We start from the raw sequence: 26,239 nt of genomic DNA, 5'->3' as shown, positions 1-26,239 counted from the left end.
CTTAAAATGCAACAGAAGGGAGGCTTGATGAGCTTGCGAAATCATCAGAGCTTGAAAGCCAATATGACCGGATATGCGTTTATCAGCCCGTTTATTGTGGGCTTTCTGGCATTTACGTTAATTCCAATGTTTATTTCGCTGTATCTGTCCTTTACGAGCTACAATCTGTTCACCCCGCCCAAATGGATTGGTCTGGGTAACTTCGAAAAAATGTTCACAGGTGATCCGAAATATTGGAATTCGATCAGGGTCACATTTACGTATGTATTGGTCGGTGTACCGTTGCGACTGATTTTCGCGTTGTTTGTGGCGATGATTTTGAATACCAAGTCACGCATGGTAGGCACCTATCGGACGATGTATTATCTGCCTTCTATTATCGGGGGTAGCGTTGCAGTGTCCATCATGTGGCGCAATATTTTCAGTAATGAGGGCATTGTTAACAGCTTGCTTTCGGCCTTGGGGGCAACCCCAGTGAAATGGTTTGGTGATCCGAATGCTTCGCTCATGATGCTGATCACCTTGTCTGTATGGCAATTTGGTTCATCCATGCTTATTTTTCTAGCAGGGCTGAAAAACATTCCGCTTGAAATGTACGAGGCATCCAGTGTAGATGGCGCTACGCCAGTACGAAAATTTTTCAGTATTACGCTGCCACTGCTGAGTCCGATTATTTTATTTAACTTGATTATGCAGACGATCAGTGCGTTTATGACCTTCGTCCCAGCCTATGTTATCTCCAAGGGTGAGGGTGGTCCAATGGATGGAACGATGCTGCATTCACTGTATCTGTTCCGGCAGGCGTTTATGTTCAGCAATATGGGATATGCGGCAGCTATGGCCTGGGTCATGCTCATTATGATTGCGATACTGACAGCGATTTTATTTATGACATCCAAGTTCTGGGTGTTCTATGAAACGGAAAAGGGGCGCTGATACCCATGGCATGGAAAACGTTCAAATGGCCAATTTATCACATTCTGGTTGCTGCACTGGCGCTCCTAATGCTGTATCCCGTGTTCTGGATGCTGTTCAGCTCTTTTAAAGAAAGTCGGACGATATTCGTCACGGCCTCCTCACTTTTCCCTACAGAATGGATTTGGCAAAACTATGTAACAGGCTGGAAAGGCACGACTGGTTATAACTTTGGCACATATATTCTGAATTCGCTCACGATCGTAGTGATTTCCACGATTGGCGCTGTGCTTTCCTCCTCATTGATCGCATTTGGCTTCGCACGTTTGAAATTCAAAGGGCGTAACTTGTGGTTTGCTCTGATGATGGTGACGCTGATGCTGCCGGGGGATGTAGTGCTGGTACCGCAATATATTATTTTCACCAAGCTTGGATGGATCAATACGATCTTACCGTTGGTGGTGCCATCCTTTTTCGGGATGCCGTTCTTCATCTTTCTGATGGTGCAGTTTATACGGACGATTCCAGCAGAGCTGGATGAAGCGGCGACGATTGACGGATGCGGCAAGTTCCGGTTGTATTTTCGAATTATTTTACCCTTGCTCAAATCCTCGCTGGCTACGGCGGCAATCTTCTCTTTCTACTGGAAGTGGGAGGATTTGTTAGGCCCGGTACTGTATCTGAACTCGCCAGAAAAATATACCGTATCGATTGCACTCAAAATGTTCCTCGACAGCGAGTCAGCCTCCAACTGGGGAGGAATGTTCGCGATGTCCATCCTAAGCCTGCTGCCTGTCATCGCTGTATTCTTCGCTTTCCAAAAGCAAATCGTAGAAGGAATGAGCACGAGTGGCCTGAAGGGCTAAGACCTAAAAAATGCATAGCGTGAGGATATAAAGCGTGCACATAAAAAGGGGATGCACCTGAATATGCATACAATTGATGGTGAGGATTTAAGGGTGAAGGCCGAGGGGTGAGTAAAATGTGGAGGTTTGACTTTGATCCGGGGAAGCCTGCGGAGGGCTACAAGGCCGTATCTCCGGATTGCATATATACGGCGGAGCAAGGCTATGGCTTCGAGACTACGGAGCATGTGTATGGCCGACAAAGGCAGAATCCAGCCAAGGATGCACATACACGGCTGCGAAGCAGCTTTTGTATTCCAGTGAACGCTTCGTTTGTTGCAGATGTGCCAGACGGGCTGTATCTCGTCACTATACTGGTCGGCGATCCACTGGCGGAAACGCTCACGCGATTCCAGGCTGGCGAGGGCAAGCATATGCTGCCCCCGGTACACACGCTGCCGGGCCAGTTCACGGAAGCGATGTTTACGGTGCCTGTCCGAGGCGGCAGACTGCGCCTCACCGTATCTGGCACTGCGCCACGGCTCAATGCGCTGGAAATTGCACCCGCACTGCAGAGTCTCCGGCTATTCCTAGTCGGAGACTCTACGGTTACGGATCAAGGGCTGTCCGGCTATCCTTATACAGGCTGGGGTCAGGCTTTGCCGGCCTTGTTCAAGCATGATGTGTGCGTGGATAATCACGCTGTATCGGGGCGAAGCTCCAAGAGCTTCGTGGACGAGGGACGGTTGAACGTTATTTTGGAGGAAATGAGGACAGGAGACTTCCTGTTCATCCAGTTCGGTCATAATGATCAGAAGCCCGATCTGGAGCGGGCCACGGAGCCTTTTACGACCTACAAGGAGCATCTGCGTCTGTATGTCGACGGAGCGAGAAGCAAGGGCGGAACCCCGGTGCTGATTACGCCTGTACATCGTCGCTATTTTAACGTGGACGGTACGTTGTCCGACACACATGGCGACTATATAACGGCGGTTCGCGAGCTGGCCGAAGAAGCGAACGTGCCGCTTATTGATCTGTCTGCCCGCACGCAGGAGTTATATGAAGAGCTTGGCCCCGAAGAGAGCAAGGAGCTTTTTATGTGGCTGCTGCCTGGGGAATATATGAACTTTTCCGGCGGTTTAGAGGATAATACACATTTTCATGAGAATGGCGCGGTTCGGATTGCAAATATGGTGACGGCGGCTGTGAAGGAACTGGATTTGCAACCGCTGCGCATGTACTTACGTTGACGGATGACCTTTTTTGGAACAGGTGGCAAGGAGGGCAACTAGCGTGAAGCTTACCAAGGGAGGAGACGTGGAAATGCCCGCATTGAGTTTTGATGAGGAACAGATTAAACAGGTGATTGACCGGGTAGTGGAACGCACGTTTCAAATGCACTATAGCTGGGATTGGCCAGGTGGAGTAGCCTTTTATGGAGTATGCGAAGCCTATGAAGCGACAGGCAATGAACAGTATTTGACCAAGCTGAAAGAATGGGTTGACGAAAATATTGAGGATGGACTTCCACCACTGTCGGTGAACGGCGTTTCTGTCGGGCATTGTTTGTTGACGCTGCATCAGGCTACAGGTGAGCAAAAATACTTGGATATCGCTATCGAGATGGCAGAATTTTTGACCAAAAAAGCTGAGCGGTTTGCCGACGGCATTTTCCAGCATACCGTGAATTCACTACATGATGTATTTCCGCAGCAAGCATGGGTGGATACGATGTTTATGGCCGGTTATTATTTGCTGCGGATCGGTCATTTGCTGGGCAACAAGACATATTGGGAGGATGGAATCCGGCAATATCACGGGCATGAAGAATTTTTGCAGGACCCGGATTCGAATTTGTATTACCATGGCTGGGATCATGCGAACCAAAGCCGCATGTCGGGCATATACTGGGCGCGCGGCAATTCATGGGCAGCACTCACGATGGCCAAGGCGCTGAAATGTGTGGAGGTCCAGCATCCATCCTATATGATCATTGACGGCTCGCTGCGTGACCAGCTCAATGCACTGGTGCGGCTGCAATCCCCAGAAGGATTGTGGCATACGGTGCTGAACGATGATACCTCTTATCTGGAAACCTCTGGTTCGGCAGGAATTGCGACTGCTTTGCTTATGCAGGGCCGATTGTTTAACAAATACACGCAAAAGGCGATCGACGGCATTCTTTCTCGTATTAAGGAGGACGGAGCAGTGACTGGCGTATCCGCTGGAACTGCTGTCATGAATGATATAGATGGCTACCGAAACGTACCCTACAAACGCATTCAGGGGTGGGGTCAGGGCTTGGCGCTTGCTTTTCTGGCTGAACTGCTGCGTACCCAGGAGAATCCGTACGGGTAGAAAAGAGGCATAGAGATGTAAAAGTATTCATAGCTGAAAGGAGGCCATTGGCATGGGAGATACTGAACGGTCACAGGAAAAGGCGGCTAATCAGCCGCGAGGAAGCTTATTCTGGGTCATTCCTGACGGGTATATTCCACCGGAAAGCCGGGGAGAGCTGCTCAGTCATGAAAGTATATGTGTGCTGAACTGTGGAAACTGTGCGGCAAAGCTGAGCATAGACATTTATTTTGAAGACCGCGAGCCGTTGGAGGGAATGATCGAGGTGGTGGAAGGAAGACGAACCCGCCATATCCGGACAGCCTCGCTGGAAAAGTCCGGCGAACGGATTCCGACAGGTGTTCCTTACGCAATTACGGTCACTAGCGATGTGCCTATCATTGTACAATATAGTAGACTGGACACCACACAGCCGGAGCTGGCATTAATGAGTGTCATGGCGTACCCGGTCTAGTCCGACGAAGGCAAAGAAGATAAAAAAAGAAATCTCCAGGCTGGAATTGCCCAGCTTGGAGATTTCTTTTTTAAGACAAGATTTGTGCCTGCTCTTAGTCCATTATTGCGATTTTGCCGAAGTTGTTTTGATCGGCACGAAGCTTTTTCGTCCTCCGAAATTGGTGCCCACCACACCGATAATAATCACCACAGCACCAATAATGTGATAGTAGGCAAGCTGCTCTTTCAAAATGTAAGCACCGGCAATCATGGAGATAAGGGTGGATAAATTACCGATCACACTCATTTTGGAGGCTTCGATCCACTTCAAGGCAAAGCTCGATAACAGCGAGGTGACGAGGGTAGACAGTATGCCCAGATAAGCCAGTGCTAGCCAATAATCTGGCTTTACCAGCGGCGCGGTATAGGCGCTCATAGAGCCGTCTATGGCATGATACCCCAAGGCCGCCAGGTTAAAAACGATACATCCTAAAATGGAGGTAACGTAGGTCAACTCCATCGGACTGTACTTTTGCGTTAATGGACGAGCCAGCACGTTATAGCCAGATAGGCATATAGCAGAGAGCACGAGCAGAACAATGCCGCCAAAGCTATTGGAAGCTAACGGTGCTCCGCTCTTCATCACAAATATAAAAACCACGCCAAAGACAGAGAGTAGTAAGGATATCTTTTGAAGCACTGTTGTGCGCTCTTTAAGAAAATAGGAGGCTAACAGAAGTGTAAAGATAGGAACGGTAGCTTGAATAATTCCACCTTCCGATGAAGAAGTGCTCATCAGCCCGAACGCTTGTAAGGGGAAAAAAAGTAAAGGTGAAAGCAGCGCCAATGGCAAGATACGCAGCACATCACGCCACTTGATATTGATTTTAATCCAACCCAGCAGCACTGGAATAGTCAAAGCAATCAATGACAACGCGAAGCGGTGGGCGATCACATCCAGTGGGCTTGCCTCCGTCACTGTCAGTTTTACAAATAAAAATGAGAAGCCAAGTATAGCTGCATAGCTGAGAGCTGCCAGATAGGCGACCCCATTTCTGGAACGACTGTGCATAATAAACCTCCGTAATCATGATCTCAACTTGTGGTTCTCTCAATATAACCGGATGGTATAACCAGATACAATTCATAAATTTCACAACTGTACGGGTACAGTTGTGAAATGAAAAAGAGCTGGAACGCAGTCCCAGATGTCGGATACCCATCTTTAAGACTACTTCCAGCTCTCATTCTATTCATATTTTATCGCTTACTGTTCTGCTTATTTACCTTGTGACATCGCACGGAACGAATCGTCTGCCGCTTCCAGCGTGGCATCCACATCTTCGTCCGTATGCGCTGTTGTGAGGAACCAGGCTTCGAACTTGGATGGAGCCAGATGAATACCGCGATCCAGCATGTGACGGAAGAAGGAGGCGAACGCTTCGCTATCCGTATCCTGCGCCTGCGCGTAATTCGTGATCGGATGATCACAGAAATGCGTCGAGAACGCTCCACGAATGCGGTTGATCGTCAATGGCACGCCGTAGCGATCAGCGGAAGACTGAATACCGTCCGTCAGTCTCACAGCCAGACGTTCCATCTCTTCATACACGCCTTCCCCTTGAAGAACTTCAAGACAGGCGATGCCTGACGAGATCGAAGCCGGGTTGCCCGCCATTGTACCTGCCTGATAGGCTGGGCCGAGGGGGGCAACCTGCTCCATGATCTGCTTGCTGCCGCCGTAGGCACCAATTGGCAGACCACCGCCCATGATTTTGCCCAGCGCGGTCAAATCCGGCTGAATCGCATCATGATTGTCCAGACCTGCATACGTTTGGGTTGAGCCGTAGTGGAAGCGGAAGGCGGTAATGACCTCGTCATAAATGACAAGGGAGCCGTTCGCCCGCGCCATCGAGCACAGCCCTTCCAGATAGCCTGGCTGTGGCATCACCATGCCGAAATTACCGACAATCGGTTCCACCATAACTGCCGCCACATCGTCGCTCCAGCGCTCCAAAGCTTGGCGCAATGCGTCAAGGTCATTGAATGGCACAGTAATGACCTCGCTCGCAATGTTGGTTGTAATGCCTGCGCTGTCAGGTATGCCCAGTGTGGAAGGGCCGGAGCCTGCGGCTACAAGTACCAGATCCGAGTGACCGTGGTAGCAACCGGCAAATTTGATGATCTTGTTCCGCCCAGTATAGGCCCGTGCCACACGAATCGTCGTCATGACCGCTTCTGTGCCGGAATTCACAAACCGAACTTTATTCATAGAAGGAATGGCCTCTTTTAGCATCTTGGCCAGTTTGATTTCCAATGCCGTCGAGGTTCCATACAATACGCCATTCGCAGCCGCTTCGCTGATGGCCTTGGTAATATGGGGGTGAGCATGTCCGGTAATAATAGGGCCGTAGGCCGCCAAATAATCGATATACCGATTATCATCCTCATCCCAGAAATGAGCGCCTTGGGCGCGTTTCATGAATACTGGAGCGCCACCGCCCACAGCTTTAAAGGAGCGTGAAGGGCTGTTAACGCCCCCGACAATATGCTCCAGGGCTTCTTTATATAGTGCTTCGGAGTTTTCCCGTTTCATCATCAAAACTTCCTTTCCGTTCATTAAAATAGGGTATACACACGCCAAAGGGCAGCGTTCACGGCTGCCCCTGCATACATCATTATAGCTCTTTTTGTCCTGTCTTTGTTGTTGATTGTGTGGAAGCATCCTCAGTACTGGTTTTATTGCCTCCTGTAAAGGAAGCTTTATCCGTCTTGGAGGACGATGCACTATCCGGCTGTTTCGTTTCGTTCTGATCCTTATTTTGTTCCTGTGTTTGTGTAGGAGGATTATTAAATATATCCTGTACATAAGATTTCAGTTCTTCCGGATCACGGACGGTAAGAACTGCCGCGCCGCCCACATTATCTTCGCCAAGCAGCTTCATCGGTGGAACCTGTTCGCTGCCTGCAAAGCTGCTTTGGTACCCCACATTCGCTAGCTTCCACATATCGTTAACACTGAGATTCGTATCAATGTACGGGTTAACCTGCTCTAAAATGCTTGGCAGATTAGCAATGGAAGTCGTAGTCTGCATTTTCTGGGCTACAGCCTCCAAAAATGCCCGTTGCCGTCCGGAACGGGAGAAGTCGGACATGGCATCGTGGCGGAATCGCACATATTGAAGCGCCGTCTTACCGTCCAGATGCTGCATACCCTTTTTCAAATCAATATCGTATTCATGCTTATCCGCATTACTTGTATAATGCATATCCTTTTCCACTTCAAAATCAATGCCGCCTACAGCGTCCACTAGTTTAATAAAGCCTTGGAAATCCGTATACACATAATATTGCACTGGGATGCCCAATAGATCGCCAGCCGTCTTCATGGCCGTATTGGGTCCGTGAGTAATGGCGGTGTTGATCCGATTTTTTCCGTAGCCGGGAATATCCACGTACGTATCACGCAAAATAGAGAACAGGTGCATTTTTTTCTTCACAGGGTCCAGCGATACAACCATCATGCTGTCCGATCGGGGGACTTCCCCTTTCTGGATGCCACGACCATCGACACCCATCAGCAAAATGTTGACCATATCGGTACCTTCCCACTTGGGCGGTTCTGGTGTACGAACCTGATCGACCTGCTTTACATTTTTGAAGGGGGAGTTAGCACCCTCTTTATGCAGATTATCCAGCTGATTATAAATGGATGTAAAATAGTACACGGCAAAGCCGACAATCGCGACGATTACCACGGCTAGAACCGACCATATCGTCCTTTTGGTTCTGCTTGTCATGGATGCTCTCCCTTTCGCTTTTCAGTTCATTACATTATAATTTCTTTTTGGAGCACAATCAATTTAACTATGGATTTTACAAATCCTGATTGAGAGGTATAACATGCTGGCAATTGATGTGCAGGATCTGCGCAAAACATTTAAGGTTCAAAAAAACCGCGAGGGCTTAAAAGGCGCCTTCCTTGATTTATTCGCCCGCGAATACAACGAGGTGGCTGCGGTCAAAGATATATCCTTCCGTATTCCGCAAGGGGAAATATGCGGTTATATTGGTGAGAACGGGGCCGGAAAGTCCACCACGATTAAGATGTTGACAGGTATTCTCGTGCCAACATCGGGACATCTCAAGGTGGGGGGCTATGTCCCTTATGAGGATCGCGAGAAGTTTGTAGGTAACATAGGCGTTGTTTTTGGTCAGCGCAGCCAGCTTTGGTGGGACATCGGCGTGATCGAGTCTTTTCAACTGCTGCGCAAAGTATATCAGGTTCCGGCTATGGACTTCAAACGCAGGCTGGATGAGCTGGTAGAAAGGCTGCAATTGCAGGATTTGCTAAGCCGCCCGGTGCGTAAACTTAGTCTTGGACAACGGATGCGTTGTGAGCTGGTAGCTGCTTTGCTGCACAATCCGTCGATTGTTTTTCTGGACGAGCCGACCATTGGGCTTGATATTATGGTGAAGTCCGAAATTCGTGAGTTTTTGAAGGATATGAACCGGGAACACGGGACCACTATTTTGTTGACGACCCATGATTTACAGGATATTGAGGCGCTGTGCTCGCGCGTCATTATGTTGGATGATGGGAATATCATTTATGATGGTGGACTGGATGACCTCAAGGCTCGTTGGGGGACAGGTCGGGAAGTACGGTTCCAATTTGGTACGACGACTGTGCTGGAGCAATTGCAGGCATGGACAGCCGATATGCCATTAACGTGGACTATGGATAACGATTTGGCTGCCAAGGTGTGGATTCCTCTTCATATTAATGTATCGGATGTGCTGGCTAGCGTAGTTGGCCGCACGGACATTACGGATATCAAAATCATTGAAACCAACACGGATGATATCGTCCGCAGTATCTATCAGTCTGGCTCGGCAGAACGCCAAGGCAATCCGCTAGTGGAGGCCAAAGTTCATGCTTAGCGTATATACCGATTTTATTCGTATTCGATTTCTCACGATGCTTGCTTATCGTGTGAACTATTATTCGGGCATACTTATTTATTCCATGAATATCGGCGTGTATTATTTCACATACAAAGCGATATATGGCGATGCGGGTAGTATTGGAGGTTTTACTGCTGCTCAGATGACGACCTATGTAGCCGTATCGTGGATGGCGAGAGCCTTTTATTTTAACAATCTGGATCGTGAAATATCGACGGATATTCGTGATGGTAGCATTGCTATTCAGATGATCCGACCTTATAACTATGTACTTGTTAAATTTATGCAGGGGCTTGGCGAGGGAATGTTTCGCTTCCTCCTATTTATGATTCCAGGTATGGCGATTGCGATGCTGCTGTTTCCCGTGAAGCTGCCTAGTGATCCGGTAGCCTGGATCGGTTTTCTGGTCATGCTGTTTTTCAGCTTTCTGATCAACACTCAGATTAATATTATTACGGGATTGACGGCCTTTTTTATCGAAAATAATGAGGGCATGATGCGCATGAAGCGCGTAGTCGTAGACCTGTTTTCAGGGTTGATTTTGCCAATTAGCTTGTTTCCGGGCTGGCTGGCAACAATATCCCAATGGATGCCGTTTCAGGCAATTACTTATTTGCCGGGCTCTGTATTTACGGGACGTGTAAAAGGCGTTGGCATATGGAATGTGCTGGGTATTCAAATCATTTGGCTGGTCGTTCTGCTCGTGCCGATGATCATCATTTGGCGGCTGGCGCGCAGACGTCTGTTCGTGCAGGGAGGGTAAGCCGATGATGTACTATTTGGGTCTCATTAGCGAATATTTGAAAAATTACATGAAGTCACGGCTCACCTATCGTGCCGATTTTTGGGTAGAAGTCATTTCGGATCTGCTCTTTCAGGCCACGAATCTTATTTTTATTTTAGTTATATTTATGCATACAGACAGCTTGGGTGGCTGGAGTGAAAATGAGGTCGTGTTCGTTTATGGATTTTTTATGGTTCCTTACGGACTGTTTAGTTGTTTCGTTAATCTTTGGAACTTTAGCGAGCGCTATATTGTTAAAGGTGAACTCGACCGAGTAATGACCCGTCCTGCGTATAATCTGTTCCAGATTTTCCTTGAAAATGTGGACCCACCCGCGCTGGTTGGCTCAGTGATTGGTCTGATTATTATGGGGATCAGCGGCGCACAGATGGATTTGGCTATGGAGTGGTGGTTTATACCAGCGTTGATCGTTTTGAGTTTAAGTGCCGTGGCGATCTATACGGGTATATACACCATATTGACTTCTCTTTCATTCTTTTCGGATGCGCCCACAGGAATTATTCCGCTCATGTACAATATTCAGGGCTACGGACGTTATCCGGTAACGATCTATAACCGTGCCATTCAGGTTGTGCTGACTTGGATACTGCCTTTTGCTTTTGTTGGCGTATATCCCGCTTCCCTGTTCCTTCAACGAGAGGACATGCGCCATATGGCGCTCTTAACTCCTGTTATGGGAATTGTCTTTCTCACACTAGGCTTACTGGCTTGGAACTGGGGGATTCGGCGTTACCGGGGTGCTGGCTCATAGGGCGGATGATATAAGAACCCCTACAAGATAGGAGATGATAAGATGTCCACGACATTGACCGTTATTGGAGAAGGGGCACCAGACTTTGAACTGCCTGGAAGTGAGGGCAAGAGTGTCAAGCTGTCGGATTATCGAGGCAGTAGAGTATTGTTGTACTTTTATCCCAAGGATTTGACCTCTAGCTGCTCGACCCAGGCTTGTGATTTTCGGGATAAACATGCGGAGTTTGAAGGTTTGAACACCGTGATTCTGGGCATAAGCCCCGATCCACTTAAGCAGCATGACAAGTTTATTGCCAAGTACGGTCTACCTTTTCAGTTGTTATCTGATGAAGAGCATCAGGTGGCTGAGACATATGGTGTATGGCAGCAAAAACAAATGTACGGCAAGCAGTACATGGGCATTGTTCGCTCTACGTTCCTTATTGATGAGAATGGCATTTTAGTTCATGAATGGCGTGGTTTAAGAGTCAAAGGGCATATTGATGCTGCGCTGGCTTACATTCAGGACATGGCATAAGTTATGAAAAACCTTTTGGAATCGCGTTATGCTTTTTAAGCGTCGGTTTCAGAAGGTTTTTTGTTAATGTTTAGATATGTTTTGCCGCTGCTTCCACTTTCGCCGACAGAGGTAAACAATCCATAAAAGAAGTGGAATGATCAAGCCGTTCGTATAATGCCAGGCTGCCATGGGATAAACAAGAGTTCTTACATAATAAAACACATTGGGGGTTACCAAAATGGTCATTCCATACACAAGCGCCCCCGCAGGTATAATAAAAGGTTGAACATTAGAAATTCGAAACAACTGGGTTATACCGAAAGTAAAGGCAAAGAACAAAATGACTCCCTTAAAATAAGCGACTAGTGCCCAGAGCAAAGCAACCAGTGATTCAATGCGTGTAATATAATTCAGCTCATTAATTTTGGTTGAAAGGGCAGATGAAATGTATGGACTGTAGTTGGTCACGAAGGGTCCAATCACAAGCAGGGAGAGCAGCAGAAAGAGGCTAATCAGTACTCCGCCTAGAAGCGATGCGAGCAGCATATCCCTTTTAAAATGACCTTTTTTGTTGACAAAAGGGAAAACCATGAGCATGATAGACATTCCGGCAAAAGGCATTGCCGCGCCTGGAACCATCCCTTTAGCAACTGGAGCGAGCCCGTTTTCCAAAACAGGACGTACATTAGAAAGGTGAATTTGTGGTAGCAGCGCTAGGATCAAGCCACTAAAAATGAATATATACACAGGTATCAAAATCTCGCTAACCCGACTAAAGGCTTCAATTCCCGCTAATGCAGCAAGCACAAGCATCAAAACTTCCATCGCCAGTAGAACGCGCAAAGGAGTGTCCTCAAATATCTGTGTAGTCAGATAATCACCTACCTCTCTCGCATTAAGGACGACCCCCATGAAGAAATAAAACAAATACCAGCAGGAGATAATGGTTCCGAACACGGGCCCCAAAATTTTGCGAATCGCTTCAATAAGTGTAAGATTCGGGTGGAGTTCATGAACGCGAATAAGCACGTAAATAATGATTAAGCCCAGCGGGATGGACAGTATGGAGCTGATCCAGGCATCCTGATGAGCAATATGTGTAATCATAGTCGGATAGATTAAGAGCATATCCCCGATTAAACTCATAAACATCAGGACAGTCACTTGCCGAACGCTAATACGTGCTTTTTTTGACATGTGGCTGTCTCCTTTCTAAAAACCAAATACATGTGATACAAAAGCGTTAACAGGGTTGTAGATGATTTCAATCAGCACCAGCGGGCTTGGCGTAACCTCTGATTTAGCGGCAAGGACACTAAGCCATGTGCCTATTCCGAGCATAATGATGTACACGAACATATCTTTAAAGCGATGTTTTCGATACAAGCCTGGCAAATCTTTGGCAGCAATGGCTAGACCGATACAGATAATAACAGTGGTGATTAGCACGGTGAAGGCTCCTTCCGTTAAAGGGTGTGGATCAACTGGGTTCCAGGCTGTGGCGGCCTTTCGATCTTAACTTGTATACGATAAGCAGCAGCGAAGGAAGGACAACAGAATCCGTCAAATCCCAATAAATCCAGGCATGGACGATCGTATCCAGATAGTAAGTAATATTAGGCGCCGACACGATAATCAGACCAAACAGGATCATGAAGCTAGGACCAAGAAAGGTCCGAACATTATTTAATCGCAGTAGCTGAGTCATTCCTAAGGTAAAGGCATAGAAGTGTAAAATGGTTTTAACAAAGGTAGTGATAATCCAGGCAGTACTCATCATGGATTCAATTCTCTGCAAGAAATTTCCTATGTTGATCTTTTTAGATAGCGTATAAGAGGTGTACACGCTATGTTCGGTTACAAAAGGGCCCAGCACCAGGAGAGAAACTAGGAGTAGTACGCTTAACAGAATACTGGCAGCAAGTCCGGAAAGTAAAACGGATTTTTTTAGACCCGGTTTTTTGCTCACATAGGGAAAAATCATGAGTAAAAAAGCTAGTTCACCGAATGGGTAGGAGAGCGCAAATAGGCTGCCCTCCATAATTTTAGGAATACCTTGCTCCATAATGGGCTTAAGCTGCTGACTGTCACATTGGGGAAGCAAGCATAGGATTAAAAACAAAGCGAAAGCCAAGCATAATGGAAATAAGATTTGAGCCGTACGCGCAATGGGTTCCAATCCCATATACATCCCCCACATCAGCACAAGGATGAAGAGTAAATTGATCACGGGAAGAGGCGTCATCACATAGGTCTGACTGTTCATAAAATCTCCGACTTCTCTTAAATAAATCGCTGAATTCATCATTAAATGGAACAAATACCATATGGAGATGAGGGCGCCTAGCCACGGACCCAAAATTTGCTGACAGAGCTGCACAAAGGTGAGATCAGGATACAGCTGATGTACCCGCAGGAGTAGCAGTAGTACAGCCAGTCCTGCAGGGATGCTAAGTAATGAGCTAATCCAGGCATCCTGCTTGGATATGCTAGTAATGAGGGAGGGATACACCAATACACAGTCTCCGATAATACTCAAAAAAACGAGTACGGCTATATTTGTAATGCTGATACGCCCTTTCTCCTCCACCAAGCTCACTCCTTTATTTCTTTTTGGAACGATTCAAACAAGGAACCAATTTTTTTGATCGTAGTCTTTGCCTTGTATTCAATCTGTAAATCCATAAATGGATTTTCTTTTTCTTCTTTTAGTCTTTTCCAAAGCTCTGGTTTGGACTGGTGGATCAGTTGACCAAAGCCGAATATGTCTGACTTAAACTCACGTCGAACAGTCTCTACGGAATGCTTCATAATTTCAACGATTTTTTCATTGCTTGCAGCTTCAATTTCTTTGATATCAGCCATACTGCTTAACTTCATATGCTTGCAATTGACCTCTCGTACTGTGCTGTCGTTGGTAACGGATATGGAGATAACAGGCTCTCCATCGCGAATAATCACTTTTTTTTGGGTGTTACTGCTTAAGGTTAATAAGGCAAAGTTCCCCCCTCCCTGACAGTCGGCATGTCCTGTAGTTGACTCCACTGTATTCCGAATGTAGTTGAACCCTTTGCTGTCTTGATCATTGATCCAGCCCAGCAAGCGGTCTTTTTCTAATACACCAATGCCAGAGAACCTTAGTATGGTTCCAGGAGATATGCTTTTGGTGGCATCTACACCTTTTTCATTGGACGATTCTATATCCCCCACAGCTTCCAATGCGGGTAGAGTGGACTGGATATCAGGATTGGCCAAGTCGCTCAGCAATTGATCCATGGTTACTTTGGTGGCAGGAGCCCATGTTTTAGTTAACGTATCCAATGAAGCAAACATTTTATTGGCTGGCAACTTTTCCAGTGGAGTGGGGATCTTTAACATCGTAGAGGCCTTATTATTTTTAGCTATCGCAATATAAAAGTCGCTTCTGGTAAAAGGCTCTCGCATCAAGGCTTCAATCGCATCCGAAATTCCTCTTCTCGCGTACTCTTCACCTAAAATCAGCATACGAATATGAGATAAATAGATGGATCGCGGGCTTGTATCCGTCATTTTTTGAATAGCCTCTTGAATCGTGGGCGCAGTAGCCTCATAAGTAACAACTGGTGAGCCTGAGCTGGGTGAGGATTTGGAGGCTACAGCAGAAGGAATGACCACCTGAGCAGTCACCTGATATTGGTCTCCTTCCATGTCCACTCCGATCCCAATAGCGATGCCCAGCTCGTTTAATTCTTTACGATCCCAGCAACCACCTAATAGTAATGCAATCAGTCCCCAGACGAAGAACAAATGTATGGTCTGTTTCATGGCTGATCCCTTCTGGTTTTCGATTTATTGCCAATCCGTCTTTTTTTCGTTTTTTGACGAATTGTATTTTGGATAGAGATGGATTGAGGCCGTGTCTTCATGCGAGGCCAAGGTAGGCGAAACAGCGTATCTTTTATATCGCTTTCCACATAGGGACCAAACGGGCTCATATAAGATACTCCGAACGATCGCAGACTGGTTAAGTGCAACAAAAGTACGATTAACCCCATCAATATTCCCAGAAGTCCAAAGGCTGCCGCTAGCATCATTAAGGCGAAGCGAACAATACGAACCGCAATGGAAAGACCGTTTTCCGGAATAACATAGCTGGAGATCGCTGTGATTGATACAACAATAACCATAGCCGCCGAGACCACTCCTGCATCCACGGCTGCTTGTCCAATGACCAGTGTACCTACAATGGATACGGCTTGCCCGACGGTCTTGGGAATTCGAACTCCTGCTTCACGCAAAATTTCATAAGTTATTTCCATGAGCATCGCCTCGACAAAAGCCGGAAACGGTACGCCTTCTCTTTGTGCAGCGAGACTGACCAAAAGGTTTGTAGGAATCATCTCTTGATGAAAGGTAGTTACCGCAATATATACTGCTGGCGCAAGCATAGCGATAAAAAAAGAAAAGAAGCGTAGCATACGCAGCAAAGTGCTGATGTCAGCACGCTGGTAATAATCCTCTGCCGACTGGAAAAATTGAACGAACAATGCAGGTATCAGCAGAACAAATGGTGTTCCGTCCACCAAAATAGCAATTCGCCCTTCCAGCAGGCTGGCAGCGACTGAATCCGGACGCTCGCTGTTATAAATGGTTGGGAATGGAGTGAAGGTCTCATCCTGAATCTCCTCTTCGATGTAACCCCCTTCCAGGATTCCGTCAATATCAATTCGGTCCAAACGATCTCTCAGTTCCTGAATAACTCCTTCGTCAGCGATTCCTTTGATATACATCACGGACACATTGGTATGAGTCACTTGACCGATCTGTCTTGTTTCCATCCACAGTCGCGGATCACGGATTCGCCTACGAATTAGAGCTGTATTGGTACGTAAATTTTCAGTAAAACCCTCCATGGAACCCCGTACAACGGTTTGGGATTGGGGTTCGCTGACATTGCGATCCTCCCAACCGACCGCATCAATCCATATGCCCTTTGCGTATCCGTCCAGCAAAATGATAATACCGCCGGATAGCATCTGATTGAATAAGGCATCCATTTCATCCACACTACCCGAGTTACCTGCAATCAAAATTTGATCCTTCAAATAGTCGAATGGTTCTGTGCCCTCCGGTACATGATGTTCGTTTACGCGCATTAATGAACGCAGGACGGAATCATGAAGTAATTGAGTGTTGACCAGACCATCGATATAAAACAGAGCCGCTGGCCATTTTTGCATCCATAGTAGCTCTTTAATGATTACATCTCCGCTGTTTCCAAAAGAGCTCTCGATATGATTTACATTATCTTTCAAGTTAGAGGATACATGAGTAAGTGGACAACTTTTATTCTGATTTGGCATACGTAAAATCCTCCGATATTGGAGTTTGTTGGCTTAGTATGCTCTGAATATATGGATTTATGCCTTGACGACTGCAAAGTAATCTGATGATTAGTGCTAAATGGTTAATTATATTTTTGTTTAATTTATGGAGTCTGTCGTATTAGAACTGATTAGAATGGTAGGTTGGCAGTACAGGGAGTTATTCGCTGCAGGTAACATTAATGGAATTGGGGGGGCGTTTCTCCGTATCGTTTTGTTGGGTTTTAATATAACGGCTTATGGGTTCGGGATTTAGCGTAGGTGTCTTACTGTCTAGTGGGTGATTCCTTTTTTGGTCCTGTCATCTGCGGAGGGTCTGCTTATTACCCGCATATTTGGAGACATTATTAATGCAGGAGACCCCATTGTATTTACAGGGTCCATTGTTGGGTATGCTGACGACGTAGAACCAAGGTATCATCGGAATGTCTATGTTTGGAGCAGGGGTAGCTCGAATCATGAGCCGCGAATGTGGGCTCGGCTGAAGGAGTTTAACTATTCCGTGTCATCCTTGTGGCTGGTTTTTACTGATTTTTTGGATTTGTATAGCGATCCAAACAGGAAGCTTCTCCACCGATATATAAAATACAGCAGGATTACGAATCCAACCGCTGCTGCGATTCGTAGTGCGTACAGCTCTACCAAATGGAAAATGGCATCCCATTGCGGGCCAAACAGCTTGCCGATGCTTAGAAAGAGGACGACCCAGAATAAAGCACCGCTGTAAGCATACAGGACAAATTTACGGAAAGAAAGAGCTATAATTCCAGCAAAATAGCCGGTAAAATGCCTGACACCTGGGATGAAATATCCAAGGAAAATAAGCCAGTATCCATAACGTTGAAACCATTTTTGTGTTTTCTGTAGCTTGTCCGGCGATAACAAAACCCATTTGCCGTATTTCTGAATAAAGGGAAGTCCAGCCCATTTTCCAATAAAGTAGGTAATGGTCATACCGATGGTTGTGCCCAAAAAAGCTAACAGCACCAGCTTGCTGAAATCCAGAGTACCGGCATAGGAGAGATATCCCGCATAAGCCATTGTGGTTTCTCCGGGAAAAGGCAAGGCAATAAACTCCAGCAACAAGCCGAAAAAAAGGACGCCGTATCCATATTCTTCGAACAATTGCGCAATCCATTTCAGCACATCCATCGTGTACACTCCTACGGGCAGATTAAGTAATTTAGAATCAATTTATTTTATCAATCTTTTCATGACCACTCAACTATGGTTGATTTCTTGACGTGTTGTTTTATCGTTGCGTATAATGAAACGAACAATTGAGGGAGGCACGGTAATGAATAAGCCTAATGAAATCGTTGTAGTTCTCGATTTTGGAGGACAATACAACCAGTTAATTGCAAGAAGAATTCGGGATCTCGGCGTATATAGCGAGCTCCTTCCATACAATACGCCTGCGGAGAAGCTGAGAGAGCTGGCGCCGAAAGGAATTGTTTTCTCAGGCGGACCTTCCAGCGTATACACAGACAATGCTCCTCAGGTGGATCGAGCAATTTATGATCTTGGCATCCCTATCTTTGGTATTTGTTATGGCATGCAGCTGATGGCCCACCAACTGGACGGTAAAGTAGAACGTGCGGGCAAGCGTGAATATGGCAAAGCAGACGTGCAATTCAATGAGGATGCCCGTTTGACTAAAGGGCTGGACTCTCGTCAAACGGTATGGATGAGCCATGGCGATCACGTTACAGATCTGCCAACTGGCTTTACACTGGATGCGGGAACAGAGAGTGCTCCGATTGCTGCGATGAGTAACCTGGAGCGGAATCTGTATGCGGTACAATTCCATCCAGAGGTACGTCATTCTGTTCAAGGTAATGAGATGATTAACAACTTCCTGTATGAAGTGTGTGGTTGTGAAGGCAACTGGACCATGGAATCGTTCATTGAAGAGCAAATTCGTGAAATCCGCCAACAAGTAGGCGACAAGAAAGTACTGTGCGCTTTAAGTGGCGGCGTGGATTCTTCCGTCGTAGCCATGCTTATTCACAGAGCTATCGGCGACCAACTGACATGTATGTTCATTGATCACGGACTGCTGCGCAAAGGTGAAGCCGAAAGTGTAATGGAGACGTTCGTTGGTAAATTTGATATGAAAGTTGTCAAAATTGATGCACGTGAGCGTTTCCTGTCCAAACTGGCAGGAGTGGATGATCCGGAACAAAAACGTAAAATCATCGGTAACGAGTTTATTTACGTCTTTGAAGAAGAATCCGCTAAATTCGATGATTTTGACTTCCTGGCACAAGGCACGTTGTACACAGATATTGTAGAGAGCGGAACAGCAACGGCACAAACTATCAAGTCGCACCATAACGTAGGCGGTTTACCGGAAGACATGAAGTTCAAACTGATCGAGCCACTGAATGCTTTGTTCAAGGATGAAGTGCGTAAAGTCGGCGAAGAATGTGGACTTCCGGCCGAAATTGTATGGCGTCAGCCATTCCCAGGTCCGGGTCTTGCCATCCGTGTATTGGGCGAAGTGACAGAGGACAAGCTCAAGATTGTCCGTGATTCTGACTTTATTTTGCGCGAGGAGATTGCCAAAGCGGGTCTGGATCGGGAGATTTGGCAATACTTCACCGCTCTGCCGAATATGAAGAGTGTTGGCGTTATGGGCGATGCCCGTACGTATTCCTACACTGTAGGTATTCGCGCAGTAACGTCGATCGACGGTATGACCGCCGACTGGGCACGTATCCCTTGGGACGTGTTGGAGAAAATCTCCGTTCGTATTGTCAACGAAGTGGACAACGTCAATCGTATCGTGTACGACGTAACTTCCAAACCACCAGCAACAATCGAATGGGAATAAGCGTGGAGACTCCCGCATCGTAACCACGAACCCTTTGAGATTTACCAATACAACATCAGGCTCCTCTGCATCGGCGAAAATATCGCTATGCGGTGGGAGTCTTTTTTTACGGGGGCAAGGTCGAAACTTTGCTCGGGAAAGTTTACTGCACGGCAACCTCAATCGACGAGGTTTAGCTAAAGGCAAACAGCATGGCCTCATGCGACGGAGATATAACGTCATTTGTTATTACAAAACAGAATATGAAGTTGAAAAAAGGAGATATTATTCAATGGTAATGTCTCCTTTTTTTATATGAATTTATTAGCTTCAAGCTATAAATAGCTTAAATCAAGTATGGAATTAAACGTTTGTTTTTCATGTCATCCTCTAATGGTGTCATGTTTTGATACCAATATATTTTATAATTTATCTAGATTAAAGTGTTACATATCCCGGTTCATTAAACGCTACTAAGGAGAATAAAGAGATGAAAAAATTATTTTTGTCGTCCTCATTTAAGGATGTTGCACCATGCTTAGTCCATTTCGCCGATGAAAACTTGGAAGGAAAAAAAGTCACTTTCATCCCAACCGCAAGTATTCCAGAGAAAGTTAAGTTTTATGTGAATACAGGGAAAAAAGCATTAGAGAATTTAGGATTAATCGTGGATGAAATCGAAATCAGCACAGCAACATGGAATGAAATAGAGAGTAAAATTAGAGGAAATGACTATATTTATATGACCGGAGGCAACACATTTTATTTACTTCAAGAGTTAAGAAGAACCGGAGCTGACAAAATCATTGCTGAGGAAGTTAATGCAGGGAAGTTGTATATAGGCGAATCGGCAGGTTCGATGATTTTATCACCTAATATCGAATATGCCCGACTTATGGACAATGTGCAGGAGGCGCCTGCTTTGGATTCCTTTGCTGCACTTGGGACAATTGAGTTCTATCCAGTCCCTCACCATACGAACATCCCGTTTAAAAAAGCGGTGGAGAACATCATAGAGGAATATGGCAGCCAATTAAATTTATATCCAATCAGCAACGAAGAGGTTATTTTGGTTGAAGGTGATAGTATAAAAGTCGAGAATGCATGACTTCCTTAAATAAAGGAGAATTTCAACTAATAAATATTTTAAAGAACCTTCAATCCACATCTATCTTGGTATTGAAGGTTCTTTTTTTTAATTCTAACTTACCATACGATCTTTTTCCCGGTTGCAGCCGATTCCTCGATGCGGTCCAGTAACTGATGTAGTTTTAAGGCATGGTTGAAATCGGGGGCGAGACGGGTGTCCGTCAAAATATCCCTGGCAAATACATGATGAGCTTTGGCTACATTCAGGGTTACCCCTTCTTTTGGGAAATCCAGGGTACTATCAGGTTCATGAGCTATACTGATTGTTTCAAAATCACCGTTAGGCGCATGACTCTGCTCATTACTTGGATCATATATCAGTTTTTCAAGCGTCAGATTCCCAAATTGAATATGCCCAAGCGAAGGATTCTGTGACAAACGCAAAATGCCCTTTTTCCCCTGAATCTCTAGCTCAAACTTAGAATTCACTCCACCTTGAATGTGAACGGATGTCGGTGCTCCATTTTCCATTAGTCCGTGAATCAGAATCTGATCGGCAGTATCCTTGGAAATGACTTCGCCCGTTTCATGAATAATGGCCTCATTATAACGGGAGGATGTGATGGCCGATAGCTCACGGAATTCGCCAACGAGGTATTGCAGCGCATCCAGGGAATGCCCTCCGTTAATGGTCAATAGGTTGGCACCACTGGCTCTATTCAGCAGATAAGCCGTATCCTGATCTGTTCGTCCTCCTTTGCCGGGAGTAGCTACTTGCATATGACAGGATACTATTTCACCAATTGTTCCGTCTTCTACCAGCTTTCTCATCATTTGCACCTCAAAATCCTGACGTGCCTGCAAGCCGACGGTATGATGGATGCCCGCCAGTTCCGCCGCCTTAGCCATTTCAGTAGCTTCCGCAGTGTTGGCCCCCAGAGGCCACTCACAAAAAATATGCTTTCCCTCTTGAATAGCCGCCATCACCGCCTCATAATGATGGGGAACTTTTACGCTCACCACGACCATGTCCACATCCTCGGAAGCTGCGAGCTTTTTGGCATCGTCAAAAGCTAATGTTGCCCCTACGTCCTCTGCACTTTTTCGTGCACTCTCCATACGGGAAGTGCCGATGGCCGTGATATCTAAGCTCGGGTGCTTGAGCAAAGCAGGAATATGCGTTTGGCTGGCCCATTTGTTATTCATCGAACCTCCTATGATACCTGCACGAATCTTCTGTTTAACCATGTGCCATCCCTCCTAATTTTAAAATGTGAGTAGAAAATAACGCTTAAGCCCAATATAATACATTTAACTCATAAAGAATAATGCTTGTTAATGATGTAGATATCATTTTATTTGATGGGAGGTAAAGCGGTGGATATTCAAAATATGCAGGCATTCGTTTCGGTGGCAGAGCTTAGAAGTCTAACAGAAGCTGCCCAGAAGCTGAATCATCTGCAATCGAATATGACGGCAAAAATAAAGAAGCTGGAGACCTATTATGGCACAGCGTTATTTTACAGAAAGCCTCGTGGTATGGAACTGACACCCGCAGGCGAAATTTTATACGCTCAGTACAAGCAAATTTTGCTGCTATGGCAAGACACGGAGATGAAAATGAGACCCCAGGAGGAAAAACTGCGCGTCGGCACGATGCAGTCCATTGTAGCAGGCGAAACAACAAGGGCGCTAACGAAGGTATATGAGATGTATCCGCAGGTTTCGGTGACATTAAAAACGGGAACCACCCCAGAAATGGAACAATTCATCCTCGACGGAGAGCTTGATATTGCTTTTGTTACAGGATATCCTACCAACCCGTATATTCATTATCAAAAAATATGTCGTGAAGAGCTGGTGCTGGTGGGGAAGGGTATACACGAAGGTTCGGATCTCCAGCAAGTACTACAAGGAGCTTCTATTATCATATTGTCGGATAGCTGCCTGTACCTCACGCATTTAGAGAAGATGTATCAGGACATGCAATTGACCCATGGCGAGGTTGTCGAGGTTGGAATATTTGATACGATGGTGGAATTCGCTCTGATGGGAATGGGAATTACCCTTATGTCCAAAAAGCTGGCCCGGCAATTTAAAGTAGCATCCTATCTACCCGTTCCTCCGGTTTTTGGCTATATGGATACATATTTAATATCTCGTCCCAATCACAAAATGACAGCAATTGAACATAAATTTATCGAAATCAATAATACGATCTAATAGAATAGGAGAGACATCAAATGCCAATTAATCAAGGCAAATACCAAGGCTACCATGCTGTATTTTTGGACGATAGCATTACGTTTGGATATGAATTGCGTGATGGAGAAAAGCCATAGCCCCAACTTTTTTGTATATGTAGACTTGTCTCATGGCTTGTTTATTTATAGTGAGGGTGTATAATACTTGATATATCAATTGATGGGTCAAGTATCAAAAGGAGGCGAGGTAGTCATCGAACATTGCTCTGAAAAAAGCCAGTTATTTTATCGCATGCATCTTTTGTGTAAAGAAATGAATAACGCTTTTGAAGCACAGTTAAAAACCAGCTTTACCAAGGTCGAAATTTTGTATCATATTGACCATCGTCAGGAATTAAGTCAGCTGGAGCTTCAACATCTGCTCGTTCTGGATGGTGCAGCAGTGACCCGGCATCTAAAAAGGCTGGAAGAGGAAGGTCTGATTTTACGCAGTAAAAAAGAGCAGGATAAGCGTGTAACTTATATACGTTTAACCGAATTAGGGATTCAAGAGCTGCAAGTTTTGACAGAGCAAAGACAAGCCTTTCAGGAACAACTTCTCTACAATTTTCAAGACGAGGAAATTGTGGCTTTAACAGATTCACTACAGCGTATGTCTAGCAATGTGAAGAATATGTAAAAATATGCGAGGACAAAATGATTTCGGAGGCCACTCGATGAAGATTTTAGAAGACTATTTTCACTACTATGATTTAGCAAAAGATGATGAGACGAGCAGAGAACGATTAATCAGCCTTTTTTCCGAGAAGATTGAGTTTGTATTGAATGGTAATCGAAAACAAGGAATGAACAGTTGGAAAAGCTTTTTGAACATGTTCTTCGAGGGGACGCTCGAAATCAAGCATATGTATGAGGGGTGGAAGCTTGTTTCCGAAGAAGCTGATACCTATCAAACTAAATGGGCAGTGTGCGGTAAAAAAGTAACAGGCGAAGTTTATACACTTACTGGAGTGGACAAAGCCCGACTAAATGCAGAAGGGAAGATCGTTTATCTGGAAAATATACCAGATACAGCGGATGCCTTTGATAAGTATAAAAATATCTGATTATCCTAAATAATAACCCGCCAGCTGTATAATAGCTTGCGGGTTATCTATTTTCCGAACAATACATATGTGTTCAATTTGTAACATTCGTTTTTTCTGTTGACAAGCCGTAGGCGAGAGCCTAAAATAACGGATGTAATATAGCGTATATGAAGGCGAATATTACGGCAATTGAACGACAACAATACGAGTATGCTTTGCGTAGGAGGAATTACGACTCATGGAGCGTTTCTTTAAATTAAAGGAACATGGCACGAACGTCCGCACCGAGATTATTGCGGGGATCACTACTTTTATGACCATGGCTTATATCCTGGTGGTCAACAATACCTTTTTGGGACCAACTGGAGCGGGGATGCCTAGTGAAGCTGTTTTCTTTGCGACAGCAGTAGGTGCAGGTTTAGTAACCATTCTGATGGGCTTGTTTGTAAATGTGCCGATCGGTATGGCACCAGGGATGGGCTTGAATGCTTATTTTATGACTGTAGTCTTGAGTTCTAATGGGATGATTACTTGGCAAGCGGCACTTGGCGCTGTATTTATATCCGGTATCGTCTTTCTGATTTTAACTGTTACCCGGGTTAGACAGATGCTGCTTGTTGCAGTTCCGGAAAATTTAAAAACCGCTATTACAGTTGGTATCGGCTTGTTTATCACAATTGTTGGCTTCAAGCTTTGTAATCTGGTTATGGTGAGTATTGTTCCAGGGACAGATGTTGGTCAACCGGTTCCGGGTCATGCTTTTAATTTGGTTCTGGGTAGCCTGGTACATCAAAAGGATGCGCTGCTGGCGCTAATCGGGTTGCTCATTATCGCAGCGTTGATGGTCGTTCGGGTCAAAGGCGCATTGCTGATTGGAATCGTAGCTACTACATTAATCGGTATTCCGATGGGTGTAACGAATCTGAGTAGCTTGACAACAGGCCACTGGATTCCAAATTTCAGCAATTTGGCAGTAGGTCAGCTAGACCTGAAGGCAGCTTTGCATATTGGTTTGTTTGATATTATTTTCATCTTCACATTTGTAGAGTTGTTTGATACGTTCGGTACGTTGGTAGGTACAGCTACACGTGCAGGCATAATGAAAGATAAGAAAAAAGGCGAGAAAATTATCGGTAAAGCGATGCTGGTAGATGCTGTTGGCGTAAGTACTGGTGCGGTATTGGGTACAAGTACAATTACAGCATTTGTAGAAAGCTCCGCAGGGGTAGAAGAAGGTGGTCGTACAGGTCTCACTGCTGTAACGACAGGCGTTCTGTTCTTGTTGGCCCTCTTTATTGCGCCGCTGGCACTGGTTGTGCCCTCTGCGGCTACTGCTCCGGCTCTGATTATCGTTGGGGTGTTGATGATGAGTCAGGTTCGTAATATTGACTGGGATAACTTCCTGTTGGCATTCCCAGCGTTTCTGACTATTGTTTTGATGCCTTTTACAGGTGGAATTGCGAATGGTATTTCTGCTGGTATTCTGTCTTACGTTGTGCTGGCTGTGTTCAGTAATCTGTTTACCAGCAATAAAGTTAAAATTCACTGGCTTATGTGGGTGCTTGCTATAATTGTAGTAATCCGCTTTGCCTTTATGGGCTCCGAATAATTCAGTAGATATAAAATACAGAACCTCTTTCCTGTTGGTTTAAAAGGGAGGAGGTTCTTTTTTTATAGTTAAGCACGAGTAAAAACAAAAGAGTTAATATATGAAAGAAAACGATTAATAAATATGTGTTGTGAAAATTTATATACATAATACTTGCAAACTAAAATTACATATGGTATATTCTAATTCCGGCCAAGAAACACAAGGTTGTGAGCGAATGTTTCAAAAGAGACTTTTGAAAAAAAACTTGCAAAGTTGGTTGGTATGTGGTAGGATATAAGAGTTGATGAAGCGAAAAGCTGATTCGAAATAAAGTTTGATCTTTGAAAACTGAACAACGAGTGAGTACGGATTTTATTTATAAAATCCAATGCTGAAATTTTGGTACATGCCATCTGGCTGTATGAAATGAAAGCAACAAAGAGATATTTTATCTCGTCAGTTTCAAAATGAGCTAATCGCTCTTTCTATATTGTTTCATCTTTGGTTCTTC

Annotated in this window: 25 protein-coding genes; 15 read left to right on the top strand and 10 right to left on the bottom strand. The window is 45.4% G+C overall.

Annotated features, from left to right (window positions below; all coding sequences use genetic code 11):
* Positions 1–27: 27 nt before the first annotated feature.
* From HFE01_RS20620 to HFE01_RS20600, 5 genes are all read left to right on the top strand, one after another.
* Positions 28–936: a carbohydrate ABC transporter permease gene (locus HFE01_RS20620; protein ID WP_016819319.1), complete on the top strand. Its 909-nt coding sequence runs from the start codon at positions 28–30 to the stop codon at positions 934–936.
* Positions 937–941: 5 nt separating this feature from the next.
* Positions 942–1,781, top strand: a complete 840-nt coding sequence (locus tag HFE01_RS20615) for a carbohydrate ABC transporter permease (protein WP_013369435.1) — start codon at positions 942–944, stop codon at positions 1,779–1,781.
* Positions 1,782–1,897: 116 nt separating this feature from the next.
* On the top strand, positions 1,898–3,010 hold the full coding sequence (locus HFE01_RS20610; protein WP_167438659.1) for a rhamnogalacturonan acetylesterase: 1,113 nt from the start codon (positions 1,898–1,900) through the stop codon (positions 3,008–3,010).
* A 73-nt stretch (positions 3,011–3,083) separates the two neighbouring features.
* Positions 3,084–4,118, top strand: a complete 1,035-nt coding sequence (locus HFE01_RS20605; RefSeq protein WP_167438668.1) for a glycoside hydrolase family 88/105 protein — start codon at positions 3,084–3,086, stop codon at positions 4,116–4,118.
* 52 nt (positions 4,119–4,170) lie between these two features.
* Positions 4,171–4,572: a sensory rhodopsin transducer gene (locus HFE01_RS20600; protein WP_044788128.1), complete on the top strand. Its 402-nt coding sequence runs from the start codon at positions 4,171–4,173 to the stop codon at positions 4,570–4,572.
* A gap of 102 nt (positions 4,573–4,674) precedes the next feature.
* On the opposite strand, the gene HFE01_RS20595 is transcribed toward HFE01_RS20600, so the two are convergent.
* From HFE01_RS20595 to HFE01_RS20585, 3 genes are all read right to left on the bottom strand, one after another.
* Positions 4,675–5,625: a DMT family transporter gene (locus tag HFE01_RS20595; protein ID WP_167438660.1), complete on the bottom strand. Its 951-nt coding sequence runs from the start codon at positions 5,623–5,625 to the stop codon at positions 4,675–4,677.
* Positions 5,626–5,832: 207 nt separating this feature from the next.
* A complete protein-coding gene (locus HFE01_RS20590; RefSeq protein WP_279287982.1) occupies positions 5,833–7,149 on the bottom strand; it encodes a glutamate-1-semialdehyde 2,1-aminomutase in 1,317 nt (438 codons plus the stop codon).
* A gap of 82 nt (positions 7,150–7,231) precedes the next feature.
* The gene (locus HFE01_RS20585) at positions 7,232–8,353 is read right to left on the bottom strand and encodes an LCP family protein (RefSeq protein WP_167438661.1); all 1,122 of its coding nucleotides are present in this window, start codon (positions 8,351–8,353) and stop codon (positions 7,232–7,234) included.
* Between the two features lie 103 nt (positions 8,354–8,456).
* Between HFE01_RS20585 and HFE01_RS20580 the strand changes: the two genes are divergently transcribed.
* The 4 genes from HFE01_RS20580 to bcp are packed head-to-tail and all read left to right on the top strand — an operon-like array spanning position 8,457 to position 11,596.
* On the top strand, positions 8,457–9,497 hold the full coding sequence (locus HFE01_RS20580) for an ABC transporter ATP-binding protein (RefSeq protein WP_016819312.1): 1,041 nt from the start codon (positions 8,457–8,459) through the stop codon (positions 9,495–9,497).
* Positions 9,490–10,284, top strand: coding sequence for an ABC transporter permease (locus HFE01_RS20575; protein WP_016819311.1), 795 nt, complete (start codon positions 9,490–9,492; stop codon positions 10,282–10,284). Before HFE01_RS20580 ends, HFE01_RS20575 begins: the two co-directional genes overlap by 8 nt.
* Before the next feature lie 4 nt (positions 10,285–10,288).
* Positions 10,289–11,077 (top strand): ABC transporter permease, encoded by a 789-nt coding sequence (locus HFE01_RS20570; protein ID WP_019686156.1) that lies wholly within the window; start codon positions 10,289–10,291, stop codon positions 11,075–11,077.
* A gap of 42 nt (positions 11,078–11,119) precedes the next feature.
* Positions 11,120–11,596, top strand: a complete 477-nt coding sequence (gene bcp / locus HFE01_RS20565) for a thioredoxin-dependent thiol peroxidase (RefSeq protein WP_167438662.1) — start codon at positions 11,120–11,122, stop codon at positions 11,594–11,596.
* Positions 11,597–11,659: 63 nt separating this feature from the next.
* On the opposite strand, the gene HFE01_RS20560 is transcribed toward bcp, so the two are convergent.
* The 6 genes from HFE01_RS20560 to HFE01_RS20535 all read right to left on the bottom strand — a co-directional run bounded on the left by HFE01_RS20560 (position 11,660) and on the right by HFE01_RS20535 (position 18,093).
* Positions 11,660–12,775: a GerAB/ArcD/ProY family transporter gene (locus tag HFE01_RS20560; RefSeq protein WP_031462880.1), complete on the bottom strand. Its 1,116-nt coding sequence runs from the start codon at positions 12,773–12,775 to the stop codon at positions 11,660–11,662.
* A 15-nt stretch (positions 12,776–12,790) separates the two neighbouring features.
* Positions 12,791–13,027: a hypothetical protein gene (locus tag HFE01_RS20555; protein WP_016819308.1), complete on the bottom strand. Its 237-nt coding sequence runs from the start codon at positions 13,025–13,027 to the stop codon at positions 12,791–12,793.
* A gap of 31 nt (positions 13,028–13,058) precedes the next feature.
* Complete coding sequence (locus HFE01_RS20550) at positions 13,059–14,168, bottom strand: GerAB/ArcD/ProY family transporter (protein ID WP_019686158.1); 1,110 nt, start codon at positions 14,166–14,168, stop codon at positions 13,059–13,061.
* 5 nt (positions 14,169–14,173) lie between these two features.
* Positions 14,174–15,382 (bottom strand): Ger(x)C family spore germination protein, encoded by a 1,209-nt coding sequence (locus HFE01_RS20545; protein ID WP_167438663.1) that lies wholly within the window; start codon positions 15,380–15,382, stop codon positions 14,174–14,176.
* Positions 15,379–16,920 carry a spore germination protein gene (locus HFE01_RS20540; protein ID WP_167438664.1) on the bottom strand — a complete coding sequence of 514 codons (1,542 nt, stop codon included), beginning with the start codon at positions 16,918–16,920 and terminating at the stop codon, positions 15,379–15,381. Before HFE01_RS20540 ends, HFE01_RS20545 begins: the two co-directional genes overlap by 4 nt.
* A 516-nt stretch (positions 16,921–17,436) precedes the next feature.
* Entirely contained in the window at positions 17,437–18,093 is a 657-nt protein-coding gene (locus tag HFE01_RS20535) for a DedA family protein (RefSeq protein WP_016819304.1), read from the bottom strand.
* 145 nt (positions 18,094–18,238) lie between these two features.
* Here HFE01_RS20535 and guaA point away from each other — a divergent pair, with 145 nt between their 5' ends.
* Both guaA and HFE01_RS20525 read left to right on the top strand, forming a co-directional pair.
* Positions 18,239–19,777, top strand: coding sequence for a glutamine-hydrolyzing GMP synthase (gene guaA, locus HFE01_RS20530; protein WP_016819303.1), 1,539 nt, complete (start codon positions 18,239–18,241; stop codon positions 19,775–19,777).
* Between the two features lie 469 nt (positions 19,778–20,246).
* Positions 20,247–20,864 (top strand): Type 1 glutamine amidotransferase-like domain-containing protein, encoded by a 618-nt coding sequence (locus HFE01_RS20525; RefSeq protein WP_044788122.1) that lies wholly within the window; start codon positions 20,247–20,249, stop codon positions 20,862–20,864.
* A 98-nt stretch (positions 20,865–20,962) separates the two neighbouring features.
* Here the strand turns inward: HFE01_RS20525 and HFE01_RS20520 are convergent, their stop codons facing one another.
* Entirely contained in the window at positions 20,963–22,093 is a 1,131-nt protein-coding gene (locus tag HFE01_RS20520) for a Gfo/Idh/MocA family protein (RefSeq protein ID WP_151255797.1), read from the bottom strand.
* A 129-nt stretch (positions 22,094–22,222) separates the two neighbouring features.
* Between HFE01_RS20520 and HFE01_RS20515 the strand changes: the two genes are divergently transcribed.
* The 4 genes from HFE01_RS20515 to HFE01_RS20500 all read left to right on the top strand — a co-directional run bounded on the left by HFE01_RS20515 (position 22,223) and on the right by HFE01_RS20500 (position 25,746).
* Positions 22,223–23,068, top strand: a complete 846-nt coding sequence (locus tag HFE01_RS20515; RefSeq protein ID WP_044788120.1) for a LysR family transcriptional regulator — start codon at positions 22,223–22,225, stop codon at positions 23,066–23,068.
* A gap of 186 nt (positions 23,069–23,254) precedes the next feature.
* Positions 23,255–23,728, top strand: a complete 474-nt coding sequence (locus HFE01_RS20510; protein ID WP_044788119.1) for a MarR family winged helix-turn-helix transcriptional regulator — start codon at positions 23,255–23,257, stop codon at positions 23,726–23,728.
* Between the two features lie 37 nt (positions 23,729–23,765).
* Complete coding sequence (locus HFE01_RS20505) at positions 23,766–24,155, top strand: hypothetical protein (protein ID WP_044788118.1); 390 nt, start codon at positions 23,766–23,768, stop codon at positions 24,153–24,155.
* Positions 24,156–24,375: 220 nt separating this feature from the next.
* Positions 24,376–25,746 (top strand): NCS2 family permease, encoded by a 1,371-nt coding sequence (locus HFE01_RS20500; protein ID WP_016819288.1) that lies wholly within the window; start codon positions 24,376–24,378, stop codon positions 25,744–25,746.
* The last annotated feature ends 493 nt before the right edge of the window (positions 25,747–26,239 follow it).

It is taken from the genome of Paenibacillus sp. EKM10P, assembly GCF_011800655.1.
In the GTDB taxonomy this organism is placed as follows: Bacteria; Bacillota; Bacilli; order Paenibacillales; family Paenibacillaceae; genus Paenibacillus; species Paenibacillus polymyxa.
The sequence above is the reverse complement of the archived record's forward strand: the minus strand, read 5'-3'. Positions and strand labels throughout refer to the sequence as shown.

What these genes read in the sequence shown, in the direction of transcription:
- guaA (WP_016819303.1), top strand. Translation starts at nt 18,239, where the DNA reads ATGAATAAGCCTAATGAAATCGTTGTAGTTCTCGATTTTGGAGGACAA.
- HFE01_RS20525 (WP_044788122.1), top strand. Translation starts at nt 20,247, where the DNA reads ATGAAAAAATTATTTTTGTCGTCCTCATTTAAGGATGTTGCACCATGC.
- HFE01_RS20560 (WP_031462880.1), bottom strand. Translation starts at nt 12,775, where the DNA reads ATGTCAAAAAAAGCACGTATTAGCGTTCGGCAAGTGACTGTCCTGATG.
- HFE01_RS20595 (WP_167438660.1), bottom strand. Translation starts at nt 5,625, where the DNA reads ATGCACAGTCGTTCCAGAAATGGGGTCGCCTATCTGGCAGCTCTCAGC.
- HFE01_RS20505 (WP_044788118.1), top strand. Translation starts at nt 23,766, where the DNA reads ATGAAGATTTTAGAAGACTATTTTCACTACTATGATTTAGCAAAAGAT.
- bcp (WP_167438662.1), top strand. Translation starts at nt 11,120, where the DNA reads ATGTCCACGACATTGACCGTTATTGGAGAAGGGGCACCAGACTTTGAA.
- HFE01_RS20580 (WP_016819312.1), top strand. Translation starts at nt 8,457, where the DNA reads ATGCTGGCAATTGATGTGCAGGATCTGCGCAAAACATTTAAGGTTCAA.
- HFE01_RS20540 (WP_167438664.1), bottom strand. Translation starts at nt 16,920, where the DNA reads ATGCCAAATCAGAATAAAAGTTGTCCACTTACTCATGTATCCTCTAAC.
- HFE01_RS20605 (WP_167438668.1), top strand. Translation starts at nt 3,084, where the DNA reads ATGCCCGCATTGAGTTTTGATGAGGAACAGATTAAACAGGTGATTGAC.
- HFE01_RS20520 (WP_151255797.1), bottom strand. Translation starts at nt 22,093, where the DNA reads ATGGTTAAACAGAAGATTCGTGCAGGTATCATAGGAGGTTCGATGAAT.
- HFE01_RS20500 (WP_016819288.1), top strand. Translation starts at nt 24,376, where the DNA reads ATGGAGCGTTTCTTTAAATTAAAGGAACATGGCACGAACGTCCGCACC.
- HFE01_RS20570 (WP_019686156.1), top strand. Translation starts at nt 10,289, where the DNA reads ATGATGTACTATTTGGGTCTCATTAGCGAATATTTGAAAAATTACATG.
- HFE01_RS20575 (WP_016819311.1), top strand. Translation starts at nt 9,490, where the DNA reads ATGCTTAGCGTATATACCGATTTTATTCGTATTCGATTTCTCACGATG.
- HFE01_RS20545 (WP_167438663.1), bottom strand. Translation starts at nt 15,382, where the DNA reads ATGAAACAGACCATACATTTGTTCTTCGTCTGGGGACTGATTGCATTA.
- HFE01_RS20535 (WP_016819304.1), bottom strand. Translation starts at nt 18,093, where the DNA reads ATGGATGTGCTGAAATGGATTGCGCAATTGTTCGAAGAATATGGATAC.
- HFE01_RS20585 (WP_167438661.1), bottom strand. Translation starts at nt 8,353, where the DNA reads ATGACAAGCAGAACCAAAAGGACGATATGGTCGGTTCTAGCCGTGGTA.
- HFE01_RS20615 (WP_013369435.1), top strand. Translation starts at nt 942, where the DNA reads ATGGCATGGAAAACGTTCAAATGGCCAATTTATCACATTCTGGTTGCT.
- HFE01_RS20590 (WP_279287982.1), bottom strand. Translation starts at nt 7,149, where the DNA reads ATGAAACGGGAAAACTCCGAAGCACTATATAAAGAAGCCCTGGAGCAT.
- HFE01_RS20620 (WP_016819319.1), top strand. Translation starts at nt 28, where the DNA reads ATGAGCTTGCGAAATCATCAGAGCTTGAAAGCCAATATGACCGGATAT.
- HFE01_RS20600 (WP_044788128.1), top strand. Translation starts at nt 4,171, where the DNA reads ATGGGAGATACTGAACGGTCACAGGAAAAGGCGGCTAATCAGCCGCGA.
- HFE01_RS20610 (WP_167438659.1), top strand. Translation starts at nt 1,898, where the DNA reads ATGTGGAGGTTTGACTTTGATCCGGGGAAGCCTGCGGAGGGCTACAAG.